Raw genomic sequence first — 23050 nt, forward strand, 5'->3', positions numbered from 1 at the left:
AGTTCTTTAATTAGCTAAAGGATAAGAGGGGATTACATGGAGAAATATACAGCCGATTATCTAACGATCGCATTGCCAAAGGGAAAGTTGTTCTCTTTGTCCGCGTGCCTGTTTGAAAAAGTTGGAATCACGGCGGAGCATATGAGTGAAAAATCGCGTAAACTCGTGATTTCAAATCATGATCTCAAGGTTCAATTTATCATCACGAAAACGTCGGATGTACCCACTTATGTAGAATATGGCGCAGCGGATATCGGCATTATCGGCAAGGATGTGCTCCTGGAATCTGGACAGGATGTCTATGAACTGCTCGATCTTGGCTTTGGAAAGTGCCGTTTGATGATGGCTGTACCACGCGAAGAAAAGCGAGCTCATCTTATGGATTACGCACATACAAGGGTGGCGACCAAGTATCCCAATATTGCAGAGCAATTCTTTGCCCGACAGGGAATGCAGATGGAGTATATAAAGCTGAACGGTTCGATTGAGCTGGGGCCTATCGTTGGGCTTTCCGAGAGCATCGTCGATATTGTGGAAACTGGGACAACACTGGTCGAAAACGATTTGGAAGAAATTGCACACATCATGGATGTCAGTGCACGTCTCATTGTCAACCGCGTGAGCTTCAAGCTGAAATTCGACCGTATCTATAAAATTGTAAACGATCTGAAACAGGTTCTGGAAAGTGGGGAAATCTGATGAATATCGTTTCTGTTGCAGATATTGGAATAGAGGTAGCTGAGCGTTTGCTCAAGAAAAAAGCATTTGATGAGCTTACATTGAACGATCGTATTCGACAGAGTAATGTGGAAATCTTTGGTGAGGACCTTTCTCCGATAGATCTCGTTCATCGTATTGTCCGAGATGTTCGATACAAGGGGGATGAGGCTCTTTTCCACTATACGAAATTACTGGATCATGTGGACTTGACACCGAAGAATTTGATGGTGTCCGAGGAAGAGTTTCAGGCGGCTGAACGCAGTGTCAATCCGGACGTTGTTGCCTCGCTCAAGAAGGCTGCCGACAACATCTTTTCGTATCATGAGGAACAAAAACCGCGCTCATGGATGACGTATCGCGCGCATGGCTCAATTCTTGGACAGGAGGTTCTTCCGCTCTCCCGTGTCGGCATCTACGTTCCGGGAGGGACGGCGGCATATCCTTCGTCGGTTCTGATGAATGCGATTCCGGCTCTTGTCGCGGGCGTTGGAGAAATCATTATGGCTGTCCCGACGAAGGATGGAATTATCAACCCCTACGTTCTCGTGGCAGCTCATTTCCTTGGCATCGATAAGATATTCAAAATGGGGGGAGCACAGGCAATCGCGGCGATGGCGTATGGGACAGAGATTGTTCCGCGTGTCGATAAGATTACGGGACCCGGAAATATCTTTGTCACCCTTGCCAAAAAAGAAGTATACGGTCATGTAGACATTGATATGCTTGCGGGACCAAGCGAGATCTTGATTCTCGCAGATGACAGCGCATCCCCCCAATACATCGCAGCCGATCTCCTCAGCCAGGCAGAGCACGATCCGCTTGCCTCAAGTATTCTCATCACCGATGACCGGTCATTGGCAGAGAACACGATGAGCGAAGTGCAGCGTCAGTTGGAAGTGCTTCCGCGCAAGGACATCGCGGGTGCTTCGATCGAAGATAATGGACATATCATTGTGACCGAGAATATGGAACAGGCAATAGCTCTTGCAAATGTATCGGGACCTGAGCATATGGAACTTCTCGTAAAAGAGCCTTTTCATATGCTGCCTCAGATCAGATGTGCAGGTGCCATCTTCGTTGGAGCGTATTCGCCGGAACCGCTTGGGGATTATTTCGCGGGCCCCAATCATGTGCTGCCGACGGGTGGTACGGCACGCTTCTATTCCGTTTTGAACGTCGAGACCTTTATGAAGCGTACGAGTATTATCTCTTATACGCAGAGGGCGCTTGACGAGGTCAGTGATGATATTATCCGTCTTGCTGAGGCAGAAGGACTTGATGCCCACGCACGTGCCATTCAGATCAGGAGGGGAGAACATGCTGAATTATCGTGACGGTTTGGCGTCCATGCCAATGTATGACACGCGCGAATTGGATTGGCGTATTAAAGTAAATGCCAACGAATCCAATGTTGGACAGCCTCCCTTGGTCGAGGAGCGTATTATGTCGCGCCTGTCACGCGTGGCTTTTGCACGCTATCCCGATGAAGAATACCATTTGCTCTGTGAGCAGATTGGAGAGGCGTACGGTTACCATCCGGAAAACATTATCATAGGAAATGGCTCCAGTGAAATCATAGAGAAGGTATTCTATGCTTTTGGAGGCGACAAAGACCATAAGATTGTTTATCCGATGCCTTCATTCTCTATGTATGGAATCTATGCTGCTTCAGCGGATGCAGAGGGGGTTGCTGTTTCGCTGCGGGATGATTTTACACTGGATGTAGACGCGTTTATTCAGACGGTCAATCAAAATGAGGCCTCCCTCGCGGTTATCTGCAATCCGAATAATCCGACAGGGCAGGTGTTGACGATTGAAGAGATTGAACATATTGCAGAGAATATTTCATGTGCATTTCTGATTGATGAAGCATATGTCGAGTTTTATGGAAATACATCCATTCCTCTTCTGGAAAAATATCCGCATATGATGATTGCACGTACCTTTTCAAAGGCGTATGCGCTCGCCTCATGTCGTGTGGGATATATGCTTGCGCATAGTGATGTGATCGCTATGCTTGAAAAGACATATATGCCGTATCACATGAACGTATTGTCCTTGGTCACCGCAGATACCGTGTTCCAGATGCGAACGGAGTTTGAGCCGCAGATTCAGATGATCTGTGCAGAGCGCGAGCGTATGCGGGAAGACTATGAACGCCTTGCAGGAGTAACTGTCTATCCATCTCGTGCCAACTTTATTCTGCTTCATTATCCTAATGCAGAGGCATTAAATGAAGAGTTCATCAAATGTGGCATTGGGGTACGGAGTTTTGGAAAGATATCAAGATTAGAGAATATGCTGCGTATTTCCATCGGTCGTCCGGATGAAAATGATGCGGTATATCGTGTCATGAAATCTTTTGTGGAGGGCAATCCATGAGTGAGCGCAATGCGGAAATATATCGCAAAACGGCGGAAACAGATGTGCATGTTGCTATTGGGCTTGACGGCACGGGAATCTCTGAGATTGATACGGGGATCGGCTTCTTCGATCATATGCTGACACTGTTTGCTTCTCATGGGCGATTTGATTTGACCGTAAAATGTGATGGTGATATTGAAGTCGATGGACACCACTCCGTTGAGGACATCGGCATTACAATGGGACAGGCATTTCATGCCGCACTTGGTGAAAAACGTGGAATAACGAGATATGGCTCGTTCTATCTGCCCATGGATGAGACATTGGTTTTGGCGGCTCTGGATATCAGCGGGCGTCCATTTCTCGTCTACGATCCAGGGGATACACCGATGACGCCGATGATCGGTGGTTATGATACAGAGCTCACGGAGGAGTTCCTGCGCGCATTTGCCTTTCATGCGGGAATCACACTCCATGTGAAGATTCTCTATGGTACGAACTCACATCACAAGGTGGAGGCTGTATTCAAAGCTCTCGCACATGCACTCAGGATTGCTGTAGAAAAGGATGTGCGACTGGGGGATATGATTCCATCGACCAAAGGTGTTCTGTAAGGAAATGCTATGATTACAATTATAAATTACGGAGCTGGAAATTTGTTCAGCGTTGAGAAGGCTTTTGCGGCATTGGGGGCAGAAGTTCGTGTGAGTGGGAAAGCCGACGACATTCTTTCTTCAGATAAAATTGTTCTACCGGGAGTGGGCGCTTTTGGCGACTGCATGAAGCAGCTCAAGGAATCGGGATTGATTCCTGCCATTCAGGAATGCGTTGATCGTGAGGTTCCCTTGCTTGGGATCTGTGTAGGTCTTCAAATTCTTTTTTCGGGAAGTGAGGAATCTTTCGGTATAGAGGGGCTTGGTTTGCTACGCGGTCATGTGCGAAAAATATCTGCGCCAAATGAAAAAATCCCACATATGGGCTGGAATGCGCTCGATATTTCGGAAGCACACAGGGACAAGGGGCTGTTTAAGAGCGTACCGCAGGCTTCGTATGTGTATTTTGTGCACAGCTATCATGCGGTCCCTGCAGAGCTTTCTATCATTTCTTCAACGTGTTTCTATGGAGAGAAAATTACGGCGTCCATATCTGCCGGAAATATTATGGCAACACAATTTCATCCGGAAAAATCGGGGGATACCGGGTTAAAAGTTATTCAAAATTTTATTCGTAATGGACAGGAGGGAAGCAGGTGATTATTTTTCCTGCCATTGATTTACGCGATGGAAAATGTGTCCGTCTGCTTAGAGGTGACTTTGCCAAGGAAACAGTCTACAGCAGCAACCCCGAAGATGTCGCCCTTCGTTGGGTACGGGAGGGAGCAGAGTACCTGCATGTGGTTGACCTTGATGGAGCACTTGCGGGAAAGCCCCAAAACACTGAGGTAATCAAGAAAATTCTCAGTAGTGTTCAAATTCCCATTGAGGTTGGCGGCGGTATACGCACTCTCGAAACCATAGAAAATACATTGGAACTTGGCGTAAAGCGTGTGATTCTTGGCTCTGTCGCCGTACAGAATCGCAGCCTTATAAAGGAAGCCTGTCAGCGTTATCGTGATCGCATTGTCGTCGGAATTGATGCCAAGGATGGAATTACGGTCATTGATGGATGGGGGGTATCGGGCGGAATTCCTGCCGTTGAATTGGCAAAAGAACTTGCTTCATTTGGTCTGAAAACGATCATATACACTGATATATCGCGGGACGGAACGCTCTCAGGCGTCAATATTGAGGCAACCTCAAAACTGGCAATCGAGTCCGGTGTGGATATCATTGCATCCGGCGGCGTGAAGTCATTGGAAGATATTCATGCACTCAAAAAACGTGAAGTCGATGGAATCGTCGGTGTAATTGCCGGCAAATCCATTTACGAAGGAACACTTTCTTTATCTGAGGCAATTGTTGCGGCTCGCTGAGATGAATTCATCTTTTGAAAGGGGGAGTTCCATCTTGAAGAAAACATTTGCAAAGCGCATTATCCCCTGTCTTGATGTCAAGGATGGTCGTGTTGTTAAGGGGACAAACTTTGTCGGATTGAGAGATGCCGGAAGCCCGACGGAATTAGCCGAACGCTATGATAAAGAACGCGCGGATGAACTCGTATTTCTGGATATTACGGCATCGAATGAAGAACGGAATACCATGGTTGATGTTGTATCCGACTGTGCTTCAAAAGTTTTTATTCCACTCACTGTAGGCGGCGGGATTCGCAGTTTACAGGATATGCACCATATGCTGAAAGCAGGGGCAGATAAGATATCTGTCAATACTGCGGCAGTGAAAGATCCGGAAATCATACGCGAGGGAGCTTTGCGATTTGGAAGTCAGTGCATTGTCGTTGCGATTGATGCACGACGTAATGGCGCAGACTCGTGGGAGGTCTATATTAACGGAGGACGTACACCTACAGGGAAGGACTGCGTTTCTTGGGCAAAGGATGTTGTTGCGCTTGGTGCTGGAGAAATTTTACTGACAAGCATGGATGCTGACGGTACGAAGGATGGATATGACATTGAGCTTACATGGGCTGTCTCTGAGAATGTAAATGTACCTGTGATTGCCTCGGGAGGAGCGGGTGCTCTCGAACATTTTTATGATGTGCTCACGGCAGGGAAAGCAGATGCTGTACTCGCTGCATCCTTGTTTCACTATGGGGAACTTTCCATAAAAGAAGTGAAAATGTACTTAAAGTCACGTGGACTGGAGGTTCGATTCTGATGAATGTTGATATCTCAATGGTAAAATTTGATGAGCGTGGTCTTGTTCCTGCTGTTGTGCAGGAAGAGAACAATCAGGTGCTGATGCTCGCGTACATGAATCGCGAATCGCTTGAAAAAACGATTGAAACGGGATTTGCATGGTATTACAGCCGCCGCCGCAAAAAACTTTGGAAAAAAGGTGAAACCTCCGGAAACGTGCAGCGCGTGCAGGAGATCTCATATGACTGTGACGGTGATACGATACTTCTTCGTGTAAAACAGACGGGCGTATCTTGTCACACGGGCTCGTATTCGTGCTTTAGCGGGCGAAAAATTTATCGTGCAAACGAAAACAGCATCGTTCCTGTGAATGCAAATGATGAAATGTCGCTCACGGAGATTCTGTCTGATCTTTATCAGGTGATCCAGAGCCGTCGGCTTCATCCCGTCGAAGGTTCCTATACCAATTATCTTTTTGACAAAGGTCAAGACAAGATCTTAAAAAAGCTTGGCGAAGAAACGGCCGAGACGATCATTGCATCCAAAAACAACATTCGCGAGGATGTGCTTTATGAGATGGGCGATCTCTGGTATCACTGCTTGGTGTTGTTGGCGTATCATAATATGACGCCGGAGGATTTGCTTGAGGAATTGAAGCGCAGACATAACGGAGGCAGCTATCATAAATTTTCCGGAAAAACAGGAATGCGGCCAGACATGTAGTTTCACGTTGATTTTCCGCCCCAACTATCCATAATGGTAATTATGGATAGTTGGGGCGTGAGAAAACTGGCTGCAAAGCTTGTGTAAAAATATGTGAATTTTATAACTTGTCATTGACAATAATCCAATTTGAATCTATAATTTAGATGTTGGGTTATATAATTTTTGATTATACTTTTTAATCAAGGAGAGTGTTCTTTTATGGCAAAGAATCCGGTCAAAATCACTGAGACTGTCCTCCGTGATGGTCACCAGTCACTGTTGGCAACCCGCATGAGAATCTCGGACATGCTTCCGCAGCTTGCTGCACTGGATGCGATTGGCTACAATTCTCTTGAGGCATGGGGCGGTGCTACGTTTGATAGCTGCCTGCGCTTCCTTGATGAGGATCCGTGGGAACGTTTGGATATTTTGAAGAAGAATCTCAAAACGCCGATCCAGATGCTTCTCCGTGGACAAAACTTGCTTGGATATAACCACTACTCCAACGATGTTGTGGAGAAGTTTGTTCAGAAGGCATCCGAACATGGTGTTGGTGTATTCCGTATTTTTGATGCACTCAACGATATCCGCAACCTCAAGGTTGCGATTGACGCGGCACTCAAGTGCCCCGAGAAGCCGCATGTTCAGGGTTGTCTGGTCTATACGATCAGTCCTGTTCACACGAATGAGAGCTTTGTTGAGCTTGCTGTTGAACTTGAAAAGATGGGCTGCCATTCCGTTTGCATTAAGGATATGTCAGGGCTTCTGAAGCCGTATGTGGCAGAAGATCTTGTCAAGAAGCTCAAAGCTGCGGTGAAGATTCCTATTGATCTTCACACGCACTGCACTTCCGGATTCGGTCATGCGACCTATTTGAAGGCGGTCGAAGCTGGTGTTGACATCATTGATACCGCGCTTGCCCCCTTCTCAAGTGACACCTCGCAGCCGTGTACGGAGACGATGGTGGCGATGCTTGAGGGTGAGGAGCGTGATACGGGACTCAACCGTCAGGCGATGACGCCGATCTCGAAGTATTTCCTCGGAGTCAAGCAGGATCTCATCAAGACATTCAACCTCAAAGGCTATTTCGATGTGAACCCGAACGTGCTGGACTTCCAGATTCCAGGCGGAATGCTTTCCAACCTCGCAAACCAGCTCAAGGAAGCAGGTATGGAGGACAAGTATCAGGATCTGCTGGATGAGATGCCGCGTGTTCGCAAAGATGTCGGCTATCCTCCCCTCGTTACGCCGTCCTCGCAGATTGTCGGTACGATGGCGACCTTCAATGTGATGACCGGTGAGCGTTACAAGATGGTTCCGACTGAGTTCAAAGATCTCGCACGCGGCAAGTTCGGCAGGACCCCTGTTGAGATCGACCGCAAGTTCTTGACTGACACGCTTGGCATTGCACCGGAGGACATCATTGAGGACTGCTCCATTGAGGATGCAAAGGCAACGACGTTCGCAGAGTTCAAGGAAGAACTGAAAGCCAAGGGATATCTCAACCCCTCGGATGAGGATGTTCTCTCCTATGCTCTCTTCCCGCAGGTTGCGGAAGAGTTCTTCCAGAAGCATTATAAGCCGATCACTGCTTACGTAAAAGAGTAAACGTAGTTTGTTTCTAAAAAAGCTAGAGCTCTTTGGATAGAGCCCTAGCTTTTTTCATGAGAAGAATACTGACTTGCCAATAAATTCTCGTAAAATGGAGTTATTTGGAATGTCGTCTATGGCAGAAATCTCATCGACATATTGGAGGAATCGCAGGATGAGGCGCGCCTCGGTATATCCTTCCTCGCCACAGTTGATCTCTTCCAGAAGAGGTACGGCATATTTCTTTAAGACACCGATCTCATAGATCAGTGCGGAATTGAAGAGCACATCTGCCTCCTCTTGGAACGGGAAGATGTATTTCTCCTCTCCTGCCCTGACATCCGGCCATTGTCGAATGCTCTTAAGTGCCTTTGCCCCGCGAAATTGATAATCCCGTACGAGTCTGCGTAAAAAGCGCACTTCTGTCGTTGGTATTCTGTTGTGTGCATCGATATTGAGCTGCGTTAAAGCACTGATATAAATTTTGTACTTATTGATGCGGGGAATATCCTTTGTCAGATATTCATTCAACCCATGAATTCCCTCAATAATAATGGGCTGATCTGCTTGTATGGAGAGAAAAGTATCATCCTTCCACTCTCTCATTCCCGTTATAAAATTATATCGTGGAATTTGGACTTTCTTTCCAGCAAGAAGATCAATCATATCCTGATTAAAGAGCTTTGTATCCAATGCTTCAAGGGACTCATAATCATACTGCCCCTTTTCATTTAGCGGCGTATCCTCACGGTTGAGAAAATAATCATCCAGAGAGATCATTACCGGACGCAGTCCATTGACACGCAGCTGTATGCGGAGCCTCTGTGCAAACGATGTTTTTCCAGATGAGGATGGCCCCGCAATCAGGATCAGGCGAATATTTTCGCGGTGGGAAGAAATATGATCTGCAATTTGTGCAATGCGCTTTTCTTGCAACGCTTCTGAAATACGAATGAGTTCTCCTATTGAATTTTCCTTGTTGATACGATTGAGATCGGAAATAAAGCGGCACTCCAAGATATCTGCCCACGCTTTCGATTCCGTGAGGATCGAGCCAAATTTGGGCTGGTTGATGCGCTCTCTGATTTGCCCGTTTGTCATTTCGTCCGGTGTTCGGATCAATACACCGTCCGGTTCGCAGTCGAGTTCAAAAAGACCAAGTTCTTTTGTTTCATATAGCATTGGTCCATATAGATAGTCCGAATACTCCGCACAGGTATATATGCTGATAAGGGGCTTGGATAGCGCGGAGAGGAGATTTACTTTTCCCTCACGTCCCAGTTTTTGAAACAGGTCAATCGCATCCTGACGAGGAATATAATGTTTTACAATGGGAAGGTTCAGCGCAATCATCTTCCTCATTTGACGGTCTATTTCTTGGATAAAAGATGTATCAATCGTACGATTTGGAATTTTGATTTCGCAGTAAAGTCCCTTATTGACTGTGAATTTTGCAATAACCTCAGCATTTTCCTCTATTTGGTTCAGTGCCGCAATGAGGAGGAACAGCACGGAGCGTCGATATATTGTCCAGCCTTGCGATGAGTTGAGCTCAACAAATTGAACAGTATCGCCTTTTGTAAGCGGCGTTTGAATATCGCGTATTTCTCCGTTGATTTTAGCTGCGACAATCAAACTGGAATAGGAACTTTGAGCCTCTTTTGCCTTCATAATCAAATTGTTGTCCATAAGAATCCCCTTCCCTTTCTCTCTATAGAAAAATAAATCCTGCTCGTAATATCGTAATACGAGCAGGATTTTTCCAAATTAAATAAAAAATGTTACAAACTTATACGTGATCGCACCCATTACTGCAGTACAAGGAATCGTCATCACCCACGCGACAACCATCTGTTGCGCAACTCCCCAGCGAACTGCATTGATGCGTTTTGCTGCACCGACACCCATGATCGAGCCAGAAACCACATGTGTTGTACTTACGGGCAGATGCAAAAGGGTTGCACCAAATATGATGATGGAGGAATTCAGATCTGCCGCAAATCCGGAAATCGGCTGGAGCTTGAATATCTTTCCACCGATTGTCTTAATGATACGCCAACCGCCAACAGCCGTTCCACAAGCCATAGCAGTCGCTGCAAGTACCTTGACAAAGGTTGGAACCTCGAATACATCAATGTATCCCCCGGCAAGCAACGCCAGTGTCATGATACCCATGGATTTCTGTGCATCGTTCGAGCCGTGCGAAAATGCCATCGTAGCTGCTGTTAAGATCTGCATTTTCTTGAACTTGCCATTGATGGATGTAGGACGGAAACGACCAAAGAAGCGAAATAGCAACATCATAATGACACATCCCAGTGCCATTCCAACAAGTGGTGAGAGGATCAGGGAAAGAATAATTTTCCCGATGCCATAGAAATTTAAGCCATTCATGCCGGAAGCAGACATCAGTACCGCACCGATCAGTCCGCCGATGAGTGCATGCGAGCTGCTCGACGGCATACCAAACCTCCACGTTATGATATTCCATATAACAGAGCCAAAAAGTGCCGCAATCAAAATATGCTCATCTACATGGGAGGCTGATTTGACAATATCCGATCCAATCGTCTTTGCAACGCCGGTACTATACATGGCACCAAAGAAATTGAGAACCGCAGCCATGATGATTGCGTGTTGCGGACGAATCGCCCGCGTCGAAACAGATGTGGCGATTGCATTTGCGGTATCATGAAAGCCGTTGATGAAGTCAAATAGCAGTGCTAAAAATATGACTAAGAAGATCAAAAGCTGGAAATCAGGCATATTTCATTACCACTCCCCGCAGCATATCCGCAATGAGTTCACAATGATCCAGCGTATCCTCCAACTGTTCTAAAACATCTTTCCATCGAATGAGCTCGATAGGATCCTTCTCGTTATCGAAAAGATATGCCACCTCACTCCGATAGATGAGATCCCCTTCGCTCTCATAGCGCTCAATTTTGTGTGAAGCATCCAGTATCTGGACTTGATTTTTTCGTATATTTTCAAGATAGGAAACGGCCCGCACAACCTCTTCTGTGGCAGAGATCAGGAGTTTTGTCAGATTGACGGCACCCGCCATGGGCTTTCCCATGCGGTACATTTCGTAACGTTGTAGTATCCCCTGCAAGAGATCAACACCGTCGTCAAGATCGTTTGCCAAGGCATAGATATCCTCGCGATCAATTGGTGTGATAAAGGTGAGGTTCAGCTTGTCGATGATGCGGTCATTGATGGCATCTGCTTCATGTTCAATACGGTTGATTTCCTCCACCTTTGCAGCTGCGGAAGTATAATCCTGCATGACATCATTCAAGACGCCTGCCCCTTTTTGAAAGAACTTTGCGCTCTCAAGGAACAAGTCAAAGAATTCGTCATCTTTCTGCTTGAAATTAAACATAAATCCAGATTCCTCCCTAAGAAGATTGAAGTTGGAGGGATATACATAAAAAACCTACAACACAATAATATCATTATTTCAGATTGACAGCAAGATAAAATTTGAAAACCGCTTATATGGCGATTCAATATTTCTGCAAAATAGATTAGAAGGAAGAGCGCATTGTAAAAGAGCAGCAAAGATCGCTGCTCTTTTACGGTATATTATTTTATCTATCTGTCATTTGAAATGCCGACTACGCAGGAATTTCTACATCTGGAACAACGATACGCGGAGCTTTCCCCTTCGGCAGAAGAGTGAATACGGATGATAGGAGTTTTCGAGTATAGGGGTGCTTTGCATGTGCGAGATCTCGTCCATCCAGCTGCTCCACAACTTTTCCGAAGTACATGACAATAACGCGCGTACAAAGGCGTGATACCAGTGCCAAATCATGACAAATGAAGAGAATGGTCAAATTGCGTTCCCGCTGAATACGGACAAGCAGTTCAACAATCGTCTCCTGCACAGAAACATCAAGCGCGCTCGTCGCCTCATCACAGACCAGAATCTCCGGCTCCAATGCCAGTGCACGCGCAATCCCGACGCGCTGACGCTGTCCCCCGCTCATATTTGCAGGATAGCGTTCGGCAAATTCCTCGGGCAGATCGACAAGCCGCAATAATTCAGCCGCCTTGTCCCGTGCACTCCCCTTGAGGAGTCCGAAGTTGCGCAGAGGTTCACAGATGATGTCCTTGATCTTCATCTTTGGATTAAACGATGTCGTCGGATCTTGGAATACCATCTGGATATTGCGCCGCATATTGCGCGCGGCCTCACCTTTCAGCCCCGTGATCTCCTGATCCTTAAAGAAAATTTGTCCCTCGGACGGCGCATGCAGCTGCATGAGCGTACGCACAAGCGTACTCTTGCCGCAGCCACTCTCACCGACAATACCGAGAATCTCTCCACGATACACGGGAAATGTCACATTGTCACACGCTGTAAGGACCTTGCCGCCCTCCAGAGGAAAGCGCTTCGTTATATGCTCGATGCGAAGAATTTTCTCACGCTCCGACTGCGTCATAACGCTCCCCTCCAATCTGCGGTACGGCACGCAGGAGTTCCTTTGTGTAAGGATTCTGCGCGTGTTCAATAATCTCTGCGGCGGTTCCGTGTTCAACGACATTGCCGTTCTGCATGACCAAGATCTGGTCAGACATATAGGCGGCAACGCCGAGATTATGTGTCACAAGGACAATCGATGTGCCGTCTTTCTGGCAGATATCCATCATTTCATTAACGACCTGTGCCTGCGTGGTCACGTCCAATGCAGACGTGGGCTCATCGGCAAGCAGAAGTGCCGGTTTGAAGAACATCGCCATGGCAACGCCGACACGCTGACGCATACCGCCGGAGAGTTCAAACGGAAAACTCTTCATGACGTTCGTAGGATTCGAGAGATGCATACGCGCGAGCATATCCTGTGCTTGTGCAGTTGCTTCCTTCGTCCCCATCGTGTCATGTGTCTGAATGTACTCTACGAACTGTTCACCGATGGTTCGGATCGGATCCATCATACTCCCGCTGTCCTGAAAGATCATCGCAGCGGTCTTGCCGCTGACATGACGCCATTCCTCTGCAGAGCATTTCGCCATATCCTTATCGTCATAGAGGATCTCACCGGCTGTTACTCTGCCGACATGTGGCAGGCAGCCCAGCATCGCCCGAATGACGGTGGTCTTTCCGCTGCCGCTTTCGCCGACAATGGTCAGAACTTCTCCGCCCTTGAGAGTGAAGTCCACACCGTGCACCATTTCCGTGCCCTCGTATGCGATTTTGAGCCCTCGCACCTCAATTAACATTCAGGCTTCTCCTCCTTATTACTTTGCAGGTTTGATCTTGTTCGTGATCCAGTAGTAGTCTGCCGGATGCATAATTGCGCCCGTGATCTTCGTGGAGCTGATGATGTTCGTCTCGGGATAACCGAGGAATAGCGCTGCGCCGTCGTCCAGCAGGATCTGCTGCATATCGATCATCAGCTGACGGCGCTTTGCAGGATCAAATTCAACGGCGAGTTCAGCGCACTTCGCATCGTATGCAGGATTGCTGTAACCGGAGCCGTTCTGCGGGTTGTTGCCGTTGATGTTCGTGCGCCAGTACCAGTTAAGGTAAATCTCGGGGTCACCCGTATTTGCCGTCGTGATGTTGGAAATCAGCAGGTCATACTCACCATTGATTCCAATTTTATCAAGAAGATTGTAATCAACCGTCTTGACCTTCACATCGATGCCGACCTTCTTCGCATCTGCCTGGACTGCCTCTGCATAGATCGGCAGCTCAGCACGGCTGTTGTAGATGATAAAGTCCACAGACAGCGGTTTGCCGTCCTTATCGCGAATGCCGTCGCCGTCTGTATCCTTCCAGCCTGCCTCGTCGAGGAGCTGCTTTGCGCGGTCGACATTATAGGCATTCGGATCGGTCAGCTGATCGAAACCATAGTCAAGAGAGGGCGGAACCGGAGCCTTTCCCGGGATAAAGGTCCCTTTGAGGATAACCTCATTGTACGCCTTGCGGTCCGTCATCGAAATGAACGCAGCGCGTACCTTCGGGTCGCCAAGAATCCCCTTTTGGTTGATGCGCGCCAAAACCGTACGCAGCGATGCAATGCGGTCAACATGGAACTTCGCAGTGTCGCTGAAGAGCCCAATATCACCGGCAGCAATGTTGACTGCCATATCGACCTCACCCGATTGGAGAGCCATCGCGCGTGTATTCGGATCGTCGATGGACGGAATCTCTACCGTTTCAAAGGGAACTTCTCCGCCCCAGTAGTTCGGGTTCTTCTTCATGACGGCCTTTTCCTTCACGAAGGACTCGCAGATGTACGGACCGGTGCAGATGGGCCCCTGTGTTGCAAAATTGCGTTCCTTTTCGCTCTCGACATCGACGATGAGGAAGAGGGGGTCTGCGAGATAACCAAGCATACTCGGTGCCGGCTTCTCTGTCGTGATCTTGAGTGTCTGTCCGTCCGCCTCCATATTCGTATACTTGAAGAAGGTTGCTGCGCGTGTATTCTTCGCAAATGTACGCTCAAGGGATGCCTTGACCGCTGCAGCTGTCAGAGGCCTGCCGTTCGAAAACTTAACATCACGAATTTTGAATATCCACGTCAGCTTATCGTCACTGATCTCCCAGCTCTCGGCAAGCCACGGCTGGATGTTCATCTTTTCATCAAACTGCGTCAGTGTCTCCCCCATGCCATAGCGCATGACGACCCATCCAAATGCATTCTCCGTGGGTTCAAGAGAATCCGCAAAATTTGTAACGCCGACCTTCAGCGTCGTTTTGTCGCCTGCGGACTGGTTTCCGCCGCCGCAGCCTGTCAGGAGCGCTGCTGCCATACAGCCAGTCAGAAGTGCCGCAAGCCATCTTTTTTTCTTTCCCATTTGTTCCTCCTTTAATTCACCTTGCGCGGGTCCATAATATCCCGCAGACTATCTCCCCAAAGATTAAATACCGCAACGACGATGACAATCGCCAGTCCGGGGAAGATCATAAGCCAGGGCGCCGTCTGAATCAGCTGGCGGCCCTCATTCAGCATGAGGCCCCATTCCGGCGTCGGCGGCTGTGCGCCGAATCCGAGGAAGGAGAGCCCCGCAAGCTCCATCATGAGTGCCCCAATATCGAGCGCCGCTGTCACAATGATGATCGGCAGGATGTTCGGCAGGATATGCCGCCGAATCATATCCGCCTGTCGTGTACCGTTTGTAATGGCGGCAGCCAAATAATCCTGCTGCTTCACTTTCAGGGTCAAGCTGCGTGCGAGGCGTGCATACTTCGTCCAACCGACAACCACAATGGCCAGGACTGCATTGACAGCACTGCCGCCAAGCACACCTGCAATTGCAATCGCAAGCACAATGCCCGGAAATGCCAGAAAAATATCAGCAAGCCGCATGATTACTGTATCGACCTTGCCGCCGACATAGGCGGAGATGACACCTATCAGCGTGCCAAGCCCCGCAATGAGAACGACAACAAACAGTGTCATTGTCAACGAAACCCGTGCACCATAGAGCACTCGAGTAAAGAGATCACGCCCCAGCTTATCCGTTCCGAAGTAGTGCTCGGCAGATGGCTGGAGCAGAGACATCTGAATCTGCGATTCATATGGATCATACGAAGTAAGCAAAGGCGCAAAGATTGCAGCGAGCGCAATCAACAGGATCAGCCCCGTATAGAGACGAAAGAGAAGCGCATCTCTTGTCATGATTTCGCCCCCTTTCGCAGTCTCGGATCCAGATAGGTATAGGATATATCAACAATCAGATTCACAATCATATAGAGCGTTGCAATCCAGAGGACAAAGCCCTGCAGGAGCGGGTAGTCGCGTGTCTCAATCGCACGCACAGCAAGACGTCCGATGCCCGGCCACGAGAATACAATCTCAATAACGGCAACACCACCGAGCAGCCAGCCAATGGCAAGACCGAGCAGTGTGATGAGCGGCAGGAAAGCATTTGGCAAGACATGACGCAGGAGAATTCGTGACATCGCCATACCGCGTGCCTTAAGACCCGTGACATAGTCCTGTCCGAGCTCCTCAAGCACAGCCGTGCGCACCTGCCGCGTATACTTCGATGAGAGCAGGATCGCAAGCGTAAAGGCAGGAAGAATCATACGATCCAGACTTACCTCGCCGCCCGCAATCGGGAAAAGCCCCAGTTTTAGACCAAAGACATAGAGCAGAATGAGTCCCACCCAAAAGCTTGGCATGGAGACACCGAGAAAGGTGAAGATGCGGATGATCTGATCCGGCCAGCGGTTGCGATAAAGTGCCGACACAACGCCTGCCGGAATGGAAATCAGCAGCATCATAATAACCGCTGTTCCTGCCAAGAGCAGTGTCCCCGGCAGATTCTGGAGAAGCTTATCCTTCACAGGGATCTTCGCAGAATAGGACATTCCCATATCGCCATGTACAACCCCATCCAGCCAGCGAATATACTGCTGATGAAACGGAAGATCGAGCCCGAGCTCATGGCGTGTTCGCTCGATTGTCTCCTGCGAAACAATGGTATCGCCCGTCTCCAAGATCGCATCCACAGGATCACCTGGAGCAAAAAATGTCAGCGCAAATGTTAAGAACGTTACACCCAATAACGTGAGCAGCATTTGGCCAAGACGCATCAGCAAGGCTTTTGCACTCAACTCCCCAACTCCTTTGTAATTATTGCATATTAAAACCGCTTATCTCATAAGAAAAAGCGGCACAAACAAGCTGCAATGATATGTCTCTGTGCAAGACACATCATTGCCTTATTCATCTCCCCATCTCTCGTGAGTCCAGCAATGAATCCTATTGCGAGCAGGCTTTCCGGCTCATAGATCAGCGCGTTCCTCCGCCTTCCCGGTTTGCACCAGTGACTTTACGGGCACAGGCTCTGTGCCTGTGGAAGAACACTCCCTATTTACGGCTGCGGGACAGCATGGGCATCACACCCATTTTCCTCTCATCGCACAACGGACATTTTCAAAGTACAAAGTACATTGTCCATTGACACTCGCAACGTATTATTTAATTTTATAATAACACAAAATGTAGTATATCCATATCTGGTATACTTGTCAATACATTTATTCCAGATTATTTCGTTTGGATAGTCAATAAGTCCTTTATCTGCTGTTATTATTCGTGCTTAGAATAGTTTCCATGTGCCGTGGTAATTTTTTTGATATACACCGTACAAGAGGAGCCCGGCACATGCGGCACGTATACTTTGATCCAGTACGAGAGACATCCATGCTCCCTCAAGTCCCATATTGAGTTTATAGAGGAATATATATGTGATGATGGGGCGAAGTACCGTAATGCTCACAAAGGAGTACGCAGCGACCTGCGTTGTTTTTTCACTGGCACGCAGAATTCCCGTACATACCATCTGATATGCCTCCGGAAAGCTCACGACAGCGACATATGCGATGATCAGACTTCCGAGCGGCACGAGTGACGAATCATGAGCATAGATGCCGAAGATTTCCTCACGCAGGAGAAATGTTATGAGAAATGCTGCGATGGAAAAAATCAAACTCCAGCGCATTCCACTCCAGAGATAGCGCCTCCACTCATCCTGCTTATGTATATCCCGATTGTGCCCTGCGAGGACTGTACTCGCCTTGCCCATCCCATTGCAGAAACTGTAATAGAAATCACAGAAGTTCATAGCGATTGCATGGACAGCATAGGGTATTGTCCCAAGTTCGGCGACCATGCGTGTATAAACAACCATACCGATGCGCTCAAATCCCTGTTCGCTGAAAATCCCACCGAATACGCTGAGAAATTCACGCATATATGTGCGTGTCAGATAATAATTCCCTTGATTGAAGATGCCCCATATATAGAGCACACGCAGGGTGAGGCAGAATGACCATATAGAGCCTCCGACCGTCCCGAGTGCGGCGCCAAGTACACCAAGCTGTGGGAATGGACCGAGCCCAAAGATGAGAAGTGCATTGAGGACGACATTGATAACATTTCCTTGTATATTGATCGAGAGGACGCGCATGGATTCTCCACGACCAAACATGACTGCCTGCATGAGTGTTGTGACAGATGTGATAAAGACGGCGGGTAATGTCCAGAGACCGTAAATCATGGCATCCGTTAAATAGTCCTGTTGTGCGCCCATCCAGAGAAGAATAGAATCAAGGTAGATAAAGAAGCCGACATGAGCAAGTCCAAGAACGACGATAACCAGAACCATCGTTTTTTTGAGAATATCGCCATAGGTGTCGTGTTCATCCCGGCCGAATCGTTCAGCAATCAGTATGGTAACGGTGGCCGCGACTGAACGTGCCACGGTGAGGAGCATCATGCGAGGTTGTGTAAAGATACTGACTGCCGCAATGGCGCCTGTTCCGAGCATGCCAACCATAATGATGTCGGCATTGCTCAGAAAAATCATCAGGACGCCTTCCAACGCCGCAGGAAGTCCGATCTTCAAATAGTTTTTGTCATAGGATGTCAGCACAGTATCCTCTCCCTGCTCCCTAAATCACATTTCAACAAGCTATCACAAAATGATAATACTTGTCAATAATATGAGAATATGAATTGACATTTCAGCTCCAATACGGTAGTTTTGATTTAGTGAGAATATATGAGAGAAATCGGAGGAATACAGTCTATGAAAATAGCGTTCAGTGATTACGACGGCACACTATCTGTTCCAGAAGAGGGTGTTGCTACAGAAACCATTGCATCCATTCACGCTTGGCGTGATGCAGGAAATAAATTCGGAATTGTTACGGGCAGAGACTACAGTTTAATTGACAAAGAAGCGAGGGCTTATCAGATTCCCGTAGATTTCTATATCTGCTGCAACGGCGCAGCGATTCATGAAACGGACGGGTCGGTCATTTCGTCAACGCCACTCTCCTATGATATTATGAAAGCTTTTTTTCCTTCGCAACATGTTCTGAACTATACGGACGGAATGCTCTTTTTTACACCCGAGCAAGCCTACACATATCGTCTTCGCACGGATGTTCCTGCCTCCTTTTTAACGCCGCTTAACAGCATCGAAGATGCAATGAACCTCAAGGATGTTGTCCAAATCGGGATGCGGTTTCGTGACACTGAGGAAGCTGTTAAAGCCTTTGCAGCAATCGAAGAAGACTTTCCACAGCAATTCACAGGAAATATAAATCGGCAGTTCCTCGATCTGAATCATGCCAGTGTAAACAAGAGTACGGGCATCGAAACACTTATTCAATGGAAGCGGTGGGATAGTGCTGAACTTCTCATCATTGGAGATGATCGCAATGATCTCGTCATGATTGAGAAATATAAAGGATTTACTGTACAGCGTGCACAATCATTTATGCACGAAGCGGCATATGCTGTCTATGGTTCTGTCGGTGCAATGCTACGCGATCATCTCTAAAAAATATGGGTCTGTTGCACGAAGTTTTTACCTTCGTACAACAGACCCATATTTTTATTGACTGATTAGCGATTCAATGCACGATGTGCAATGTCTTTGCGATGATAAACATTCTTAAAGGAGATCTTTTCGACAGCCTCATATGTCTTTTTTACCGCAGCTGTGATATCCTTCCCCATGCCGACAACACCAAGTACACGCCCACCGTTCGTGACAATGTTCCCATCCTTCGCTGCTGTGCCCGCATGAAACACAAGTGCGCCGGCATTCTCTGCGTCCGGAATTCCGTGAATCACATCCCCTCTTTCATAGGAGGCAGGATATCCGCCTGCCGCGAGGACAACGCACACCGCTGCTCCATCCTTCCAATGAATGGGAACATCGGCAAGGGTTCCGTCCGCGCAGGCACACATAATCTGAACGAGATCACCATCGAGCAGCGGCAGGACGACCTGCGTTTCCGGATCGCCAAAACGTGCGTTGAACTCGACAACCTTTGGACCTTCGTGCGTAACCATCAGACCGAGATAGAGGCAGCCGCGGTAGGGGCATCCCTCTTTTTCCATAGCTGCAATGGTCGGTTTCAGGATCTCCTCCACTGCGCGCTCCGTCATTTCCGGTGTCATGACCGGCGCAGGAGCGTAGGTACCCATGCCGCCTGTATTCGGCCCTAGATCCCCATCAAAGGCGCGCTTGTGATCCTGTGCGCTGATCATGGGACGAATGATTTTTCCGTCCGTAAAGGCAAGAAGAGATGCCTCCTCCCCCTCCATGAACTCCTCAATGACGACGCGTGCTCCTGCATCACCAAAGGTGTTGTCTTCCATGATGGCGTTGACGGCGTCAAGCGCCTCCCATTCTGTCATGGCGACAATGACGCCTTTTCCGGCGGCAAGTCCGTCCGCCTTGACGACAATCGGTGCACCCGTGCGACGAACGTATGCGCGTGCAGGTTCTGCTTCGGTAAACACTTCATAGCGTGCGGTTGGAATCCCATATTTCTTCATGAGGTTCTTTGCGAAGGCCTTCGATCCTTCGATCTGAGCGGCATTTGCACGCGGACCGAATGCACGAATGCCCGCCTTCTCCAGATCATCAACGAGACCATTGATGAGAGGAACCTCTGGACCGACTACTACAAGACCGATCTCCTTCTCTTTAGCAAAGCGCAGAATTGCCGCATTATCCGTTACGGAGATGTCCACCGTCTCTCCCATGCCCGGATTGCCGGGAATCGCATAGATTTTGTCCGCTTGCGGACTTTCTTTGAGTTTCCAAAAAAGAGCGTGTTCACGCCCTCCCGATCCAATTACGAGAATGTTCACGTCATCTTCCTCATTTTTTCAACTGACCGGCAAGATATGCATTGATAGCACTGTCATAGTCTGCCGTATGTGCAAATGCCTCATGGGCAAGTTTCATACGCGTCATACCATCGACCGCACCGTCCTTCTCAATCTTCTCCGCAATCTCTGTATAGCGCGTAGGATTTGTAATCACAGTGACAAATTTGAAGTTCTTTGCTGCTGCACGAATCATGGCAGGACCTCCAATGTCGATCTGTTCAACGGCTTCGGCAAGCGTGACATTGGGACTCGCAACGGTTTCCTTAAAGGGATAGAGATTGACGGCAACGAGATCGATCGGTGTGATCTTTAGTTCACGCAGTGCTTTTTCATGTGTCTGGTTCCCCCGCACTGCAAGAATCCCCCCGTGAACGAACGGATGCAGCGTCTTGACGCGCCCATCCATGATTTCAGGGAAACCTGTCACATCACTGACGTAGATCACGGGAATACCGGCCTCGCGCAGCGTCTTCATCGTACCGCCGGTGGAGATAATCTCGACTCCCGACCTGTTCAGTACACGCGCGAAGTCTACAACGCCGGTCTTGTCGGATACACTGATCAGAGCACGCTTTATCTTCATAATGATTCTCCTTCAGCGGCGGGCAGGATATGCACCTTTCGCCCATCCGTATGCAGTCGTCCTTCGACGTAGAGTTTGATTGCTTCAGGAAATATTCGATGTTCCTGCGAAAGGACACGCTCTGCAAGTGTTTCCTCTGTATCGCCCTCCATCACAGGAACAGCAGCCTGCAGGATGATGGGACCGGAATCCATGCCCTCATCCACAAAGTGAACAGTGCAACCACTGACCTTCACTCCGTAAGCAAGTGCATCGCGATGAGCGTGTGCTCCCGGAAAACTTGGCAGAAGTGCCGGATGGATGTTTAGTATGCGTCCTGTATACGCATGGACAAAGACGGGAGACAGGATGCGCATGAATCCCGCAAGAACGACAAGGGTTACATCGTGGGCACGCAGCTCTGCAATCAGGGCTCGTTCAAAGTCTGCACGTTCCGGATAGTCCCGATAGACGACAGCAATGGAAGGAATTCCTTTCTCACGTGCACGCTCCAGTGCGTAGGCATCGATCTTGTCAGAGATGACGACGGCGATTTCGGCACGAATCTCGCCACGTTCAATTGCTTCGACGATGGATGCCAGATTGGAACCTCGCCCTGAGCAGAGAATGCCCAGTTTTTCCTTACGCATCAAAGACACCGCCCTTGATGACGACCTCATGAGCCCCCTCCGTTACATGACCAATACGATAGACCGCTTCTCCTTGTGCATGCAGATGTGCCTCCACGTGCTCTGCTTCCTCAGGCGAAAGAATGAGTATCATGCCGATCCCCATGTTGAACGTACGGTACATCTCCGGCCAATCCACATTTCCCCACTCCTGAAGGAGCTGGAAGATCGGCGGCATTTCCCATGCTGCATCGTTCACCTCTGCTCCCATATGTTCGGGCAGGGCGCGTGGAATATTCTCGTAGAAACCACCGCCTGTGATATGCACCATGCCGTGAATATCGAACTCTCGAATAAGTGGTAGGCAAACGCGAGGATAGAGGCGGGTCGGTGTCAGCAGCTCCTCCCCAATCGTTTTGCCAAGCATCTCCATGTATTCATCGCCCTTGAATTCCTTGTGCTCAAAGACGATTTTTCGTACAAGGGAGTATCCATTTGAGTGAACGCCTGAGGAGGGCAGGCCAAGCAATATATCTCCTGCGTTTACACGTGCGCTCGTGATAAGTTTGGAACGTTCCGCAACGCCGACTGAAAACCCTGCAATATCATACTCTCCGATGGGATAGAAGCCCGCCATCTCGGCGGTTTCACCGCCGATCAGGGCGCAGCCGGACTCCTTGCACGCCCGCGCGACACCTGTTACCACTTCGGCAACCTGTGTCGGTTCGAGTTTGCCGACGGCAAGATAGTCAAGGAAGAAAAGGGGTTCCGCTCCCTGTACGAGAATATCGTTGACGCACATTGCGACAGCATCCTGTCCGATCGTATCATGTTTGTTCAGCAGAAAGGCAAGGCGCAGTTTTGTACCGACACCATCCGTACCGGAAACGAGAACAGGTTCTTTGTATGACTTTGTATCGAGAGCGAACAATCCCCCAAAGCCGCCGAGATCACCCAGTACTTCGGGACGATAGGTCGCGCGCACGGCGTCCTTAATCATCGACACGGATTTATTTCCTGCGTCGATATCAACTCCTGCGCTGCGATAGGTCATTTTCTCCAT

23 protein-coding genes and 1 riboswitch are annotated in these 23050 nt (G+C 48.6%); of the genes, 10 read left to right on the forward strand and 13 right to left on the reverse strand.

The annotated features are described in order from the left end of the window. The first annotated feature begins 36 nt into the window (after positions 1–36). The 9 genes from hisG to HMPREF9081_RS06720 all read left to right on the forward strand — a co-directional run bounded on the left by hisG (position 37) and on the right by HMPREF9081_RS06720 (position 8152). The gene (gene hisG, locus HMPREF9081_RS06680; protein ID WP_006306348.1) at positions 37–699 is read left to right on the forward strand and encodes an ATP phosphoribosyltransferase; all 663 of its coding nucleotides are present in this window, start codon (positions 37–39) and stop codon (positions 697–699) included. After that, complete coding sequence (gene hisD / locus HMPREF9081_RS06685) at positions 699–2054, forward strand: histidinol dehydrogenase (protein WP_006306349.1); 1356 nt, start codon at positions 699–701, stop codon at positions 2052–2054. Before hisG ends, hisD begins: the two co-directional genes overlap by 1 nt. Beyond that, positions 2038–3102, forward strand: a complete 1065-nt coding sequence (gene hisC, locus HMPREF9081_RS06690; RefSeq protein WP_006306350.1) for a histidinol-phosphate transaminase — start codon at positions 2038–2040, stop codon at positions 3100–3102. Before hisD ends, hisC begins: the two co-directional genes overlap by 17 nt. After that, positions 3099–3698 (forward strand): imidazoleglycerol-phosphate dehydratase HisB, encoded by a 600-nt coding sequence (gene hisB / locus HMPREF9081_RS06695; RefSeq protein ID WP_006306351.1) that lies wholly within the window; start codon positions 3099–3101, stop codon positions 3696–3698. The genes hisC and hisB overlap by 4 nt, the downstream gene beginning before the upstream one ends. Positions 3699–3707: 9 nt before the next feature. Beyond that, complete coding sequence (gene hisH, locus HMPREF9081_RS06700; protein ID WP_006306352.1) at positions 3708–4337, forward strand: imidazole glycerol phosphate synthase subunit HisH; 630 nt, start codon at positions 3708–3710, stop codon at positions 4335–4337. Further along, the gene (hisA, locus tag HMPREF9081_RS06705; RefSeq protein ID WP_006306353.1) at positions 4334–5056 is read left to right on the forward strand and encodes a 1-(5-phosphoribosyl)-5-[(5-phosphoribosylamino)methylideneamino]imidazole-4-carboxamide isomerase; all 723 of its coding nucleotides are present in this window, start codon (positions 4334–4336) and stop codon (positions 5054–5056) included. Before hisH ends, hisA begins: the two co-directional genes overlap by 4 nt. A gap of 1 nt (position 5057) precedes the next feature. Beyond that, positions 5058–5858, forward strand: coding sequence for an imidazole glycerol phosphate synthase subunit HisF (hisF, locus tag HMPREF9081_RS06710; protein ID WP_006306354.1), 801 nt, complete (start codon positions 5058–5060; stop codon positions 5856–5858). After that, positions 5858–6562 (forward strand): bifunctional phosphoribosyl-AMP cyclohydrolase/phosphoribosyl-ATP diphosphatase HisIE, encoded by a 705-nt coding sequence (gene hisIE / locus HMPREF9081_RS06715; protein ID WP_006306355.1) that lies wholly within the window; start codon positions 5858–5860, stop codon positions 6560–6562. Before hisF ends, hisIE begins: the two co-directional genes overlap by 1 nt. Positions 6563–6763: 201 nt before the next feature. Continuing rightward, complete coding sequence (locus HMPREF9081_RS06720; RefSeq protein WP_006306356.1) at positions 6764–8152, forward strand: pyruvate carboxylase subunit B; 1389 nt, start codon at positions 6764–6766, stop codon at positions 8150–8152. Between the two features lie 54 nt (positions 8153–8206). Here the strand turns inward: HMPREF9081_RS06720 and HMPREF9081_RS06725 are convergent, their stop codons facing one another. From HMPREF9081_RS06725 to HMPREF9081_RS06765, 9 genes are all read right to left on the reverse strand, one after another. Then, on the reverse strand, positions 8207–9823 hold the full coding sequence (locus tag HMPREF9081_RS06725; protein ID WP_006306357.1) for a nucleoside kinase: 1617 nt from the start codon (positions 9821–9823) through the stop codon (positions 8207–8209). A gap of 78 nt (positions 9824–9901) precedes the next feature. Continuing rightward, complete coding sequence (locus HMPREF9081_RS06730; RefSeq protein ID WP_006306358.1) at positions 9902–10900, reverse strand: inorganic phosphate transporter; 999 nt, start codon at positions 10898–10900, stop codon at positions 9902–9904. Beyond that, a complete protein-coding gene (locus HMPREF9081_RS06735; protein ID WP_006306359.1) occupies positions 10893–11519 on the reverse strand; it encodes a DUF47 domain-containing protein in 627 nt (208 codons plus the stop codon). Before HMPREF9081_RS06735 ends, HMPREF9081_RS06730 begins: the two co-directional genes overlap by 8 nt. A gap of 235 nt (positions 11520–11754) precedes the next feature. Then, positions 11755–12585: an ABC transporter ATP-binding protein gene (locus HMPREF9081_RS06740; protein WP_006306360.1), complete on the reverse strand. Its 831-nt coding sequence runs from the start codon at positions 12583–12585 to the stop codon at positions 11755–11757. Next, the gene (locus HMPREF9081_RS06745; RefSeq protein WP_006306361.1) at positions 12566–13363 is read right to left on the reverse strand and encodes an ABC transporter ATP-binding protein; all 798 of its coding nucleotides are present in this window, start codon (positions 13361–13363) and stop codon (positions 12566–12568) included. Before HMPREF9081_RS06745 ends, HMPREF9081_RS06740 begins: the two co-directional genes overlap by 20 nt. A gap of 18 nt (positions 13364–13381) precedes the next feature. Further along, positions 13382–14947, reverse strand: a complete 1566-nt coding sequence (locus HMPREF9081_RS06750; RefSeq protein WP_006306362.1) for an ABC transporter substrate-binding protein — start codon at positions 14945–14947, stop codon at positions 13382–13384. Positions 14948–14958: 11 nt separating this feature from the next. Further along, a complete protein-coding gene (gene nikC / locus HMPREF9081_RS06755) occupies positions 14959–15771 on the reverse strand; it encodes a nickel transporter permease (protein ID WP_006306363.1) in 813 nt (270 codons plus the stop codon). After that, complete coding sequence (gene nikB / locus HMPREF9081_RS06760) at positions 15768–16712, reverse strand: nickel ABC transporter permease (RefSeq protein ID WP_006306364.1); 945 nt, start codon at positions 16710–16712, stop codon at positions 15768–15770. The genes nikC and nikB overlap by 4 nt, the downstream gene beginning before the upstream one ends. Before the next feature lie 139 nt (positions 16713–16851). Continuing rightward, positions 16852–17051, reverse strand: a riboswitch (cobalamin riboswitch). Positions 17052–17200: 149 nt separating this feature from the next. Beyond that, positions 17201–18535 carry an MATE family efflux transporter gene (locus tag HMPREF9081_RS06765; protein ID WP_006306365.1) on the reverse strand — a complete coding sequence of 445 codons (1335 nt, stop codon included), beginning with the start codon at positions 18533–18535 and terminating at the stop codon, positions 17201–17203. Positions 18536–18691: 156 nt separating this feature from the next. Here HMPREF9081_RS06765 and HMPREF9081_RS06770 point away from each other — a divergent pair, with 156 nt between their 5' ends. Continuing rightward, complete coding sequence (locus HMPREF9081_RS06770; protein ID WP_040394705.1) at positions 18692–19450, forward strand: HAD hydrolase family protein; 759 nt, start codon at positions 18692–18694, stop codon at positions 19448–19450. A gap of 65 nt (positions 19451–19515) precedes the next feature. On the opposite strand, the gene purD is transcribed toward HMPREF9081_RS06770, so the two are convergent. From purD to purM, 4 genes are read right to left on the reverse strand one after another with little or no spacing between them, the layout of a single operon-like run. Next, positions 19516–20775 carry a phosphoribosylamine--glycine ligase gene (gene purD, locus HMPREF9081_RS06775; RefSeq protein ID WP_006306367.1) on the reverse strand — a complete coding sequence of 420 codons (1260 nt, stop codon included), beginning with the start codon at positions 20773–20775 and terminating at the stop codon, positions 19516–19518. A 10-nt stretch (positions 20776–20785) separates the two neighbouring features. Continuing rightward, entirely contained in the window at positions 20786–21379 is a 594-nt protein-coding gene (locus tag HMPREF9081_RS06780; protein WP_006306368.1) for an IMP cyclohydrolase, read from the reverse strand. After that, positions 21376–22008, reverse strand: coding sequence for a phosphoribosylglycinamide formyltransferase (gene purN, locus HMPREF9081_RS06785; protein WP_006306369.1), 633 nt, complete (start codon positions 22006–22008; stop codon positions 21376–21378). The genes HMPREF9081_RS06780 and purN overlap by 4 nt, the downstream gene beginning before the upstream one ends. Beyond that, positions 22001–23050 (reverse strand): phosphoribosylformylglycinamidine cyclo-ligase, encoded by a 1050-nt coding sequence (purM, locus tag HMPREF9081_RS06790; RefSeq protein ID WP_006306370.1) that lies wholly within the window; start codon positions 23048–23050, stop codon positions 22001–22003. Before purM ends, purN begins: the two co-directional genes overlap by 8 nt.

This window comes from Centipeda periodontii DSM 2778 (genome assembly GCF_000213975.1).
Classification (GTDB): Bacteria; Bacillota; Negativicutes; order Selenomonadales; family Selenomonadaceae; genus Centipeda; species Centipeda periodontii.

Excerpts from the sequence above, each read along its gene's own strand:
- hisIE (WP_006306355.1), top strand. The coding sequence starts at position 5,858 with ATGAATGTTGATATCTCAATGGTAAAATTTGATGAGCGTGGTCTTGTT.
- nikC (WP_006306363.1), bottom strand. The coding sequence starts at position 15,771 with ATGACAAGAGATGCGCTTCTCTTTCGTCTCTATACGGGGCTGATCCTG.
- HMPREF9081_RS06770 (WP_040394705.1), top strand. The coding sequence starts at position 18,692 with ATGAAAATAGCGTTCAGTGATTACGACGGCACACTATCTGTTCCAGAA.
- hisF (WP_006306354.1), top strand. The coding sequence starts at position 5,058 with ATGAATTCATCTTTTGAAAGGGGGAGTTCCATCTTGAAGAAAACATTT.
- HMPREF9081_RS06780 (WP_006306368.1), bottom strand. The coding sequence starts at position 21,379 with ATGAAGATAAAGCGTGCTCTGATCAGTGTATCCGACAAGACCGGCGTT.
- HMPREF9081_RS06730 (WP_006306358.1), bottom strand. The coding sequence starts at position 10,900 with ATGCCTGATTTCCAGCTTTTGATCTTCTTAGTCATATTTTTAGCACTG.
- hisH (WP_006306352.1), top strand. The coding sequence starts at position 3,708 with ATGATTACAATTATAAATTACGGAGCTGGAAATTTGTTCAGCGTTGAG.
- purM (WP_006306370.1), bottom strand. The coding sequence starts at position 23,050 with ATGGAGAAAATGACCTATCGCAGCGCAGGAGTTGATATCGACGCAGGA.
- HMPREF9081_RS06725 (WP_006306357.1), bottom strand. The coding sequence starts at position 9,823 with ATGGACAACAATTTGATTATGAAGGCAAAAGAGGCTCAAAGTTCCTAT.
- HMPREF9081_RS06745 (WP_006306361.1), bottom strand. The coding sequence starts at position 13,363 with ATGTTAATTGAGGTGCGAGGGCTCAAAATCGCATACGAGGGCACGGAA.
- HMPREF9081_RS06750 (WP_006306362.1), bottom strand. The coding sequence starts at position 14,947 with ATGGGAAAGAAAAAAAGATGGCTTGCGGCACTTCTGACTGGCTGTATG.
- hisD (WP_006306349.1), top strand. The coding sequence starts at position 699 with ATGAATATCGTTTCTGTTGCAGATATTGGAATAGAGGTAGCTGAGCGT.
- purN (WP_006306369.1), bottom strand. The coding sequence starts at position 22,008 with ATGCGTAAGGAAAAACTGGGCATTCTCTGCTCAGGGCGAGGTTCCAAT.
- HMPREF9081_RS06720 (WP_006306356.1), top strand. The coding sequence starts at position 6,764 with ATGGCAAAGAATCCGGTCAAAATCACTGAGACTGTCCTCCGTGATGGT.
- hisG (WP_006306348.1), top strand. The coding sequence starts at position 37 with ATGGAGAAATATACAGCCGATTATCTAACGATCGCATTGCCAAAGGGA.
- hisB (WP_006306351.1), top strand. The coding sequence starts at position 3,099 with ATGAGTGAGCGCAATGCGGAAATATATCGCAAAACGGCGGAAACAGAT.
- HMPREF9081_RS06735 (WP_006306359.1), bottom strand. The coding sequence starts at position 11,519 with ATGTTTAATTTCAAGCAGAAAGATGACGAATTCTTTGACTTGTTCCTT.
- HMPREF9081_RS06740 (WP_006306360.1), bottom strand. The coding sequence starts at position 12,585 with ATGACGCAGTCGGAGCGTGAGAAAATTCTTCGCATCGAGCATATAACG.
- hisC (WP_006306350.1), top strand. The coding sequence starts at position 2,038 with ATGCTGAATTATCGTGACGGTTTGGCGTCCATGCCAATGTATGACACG.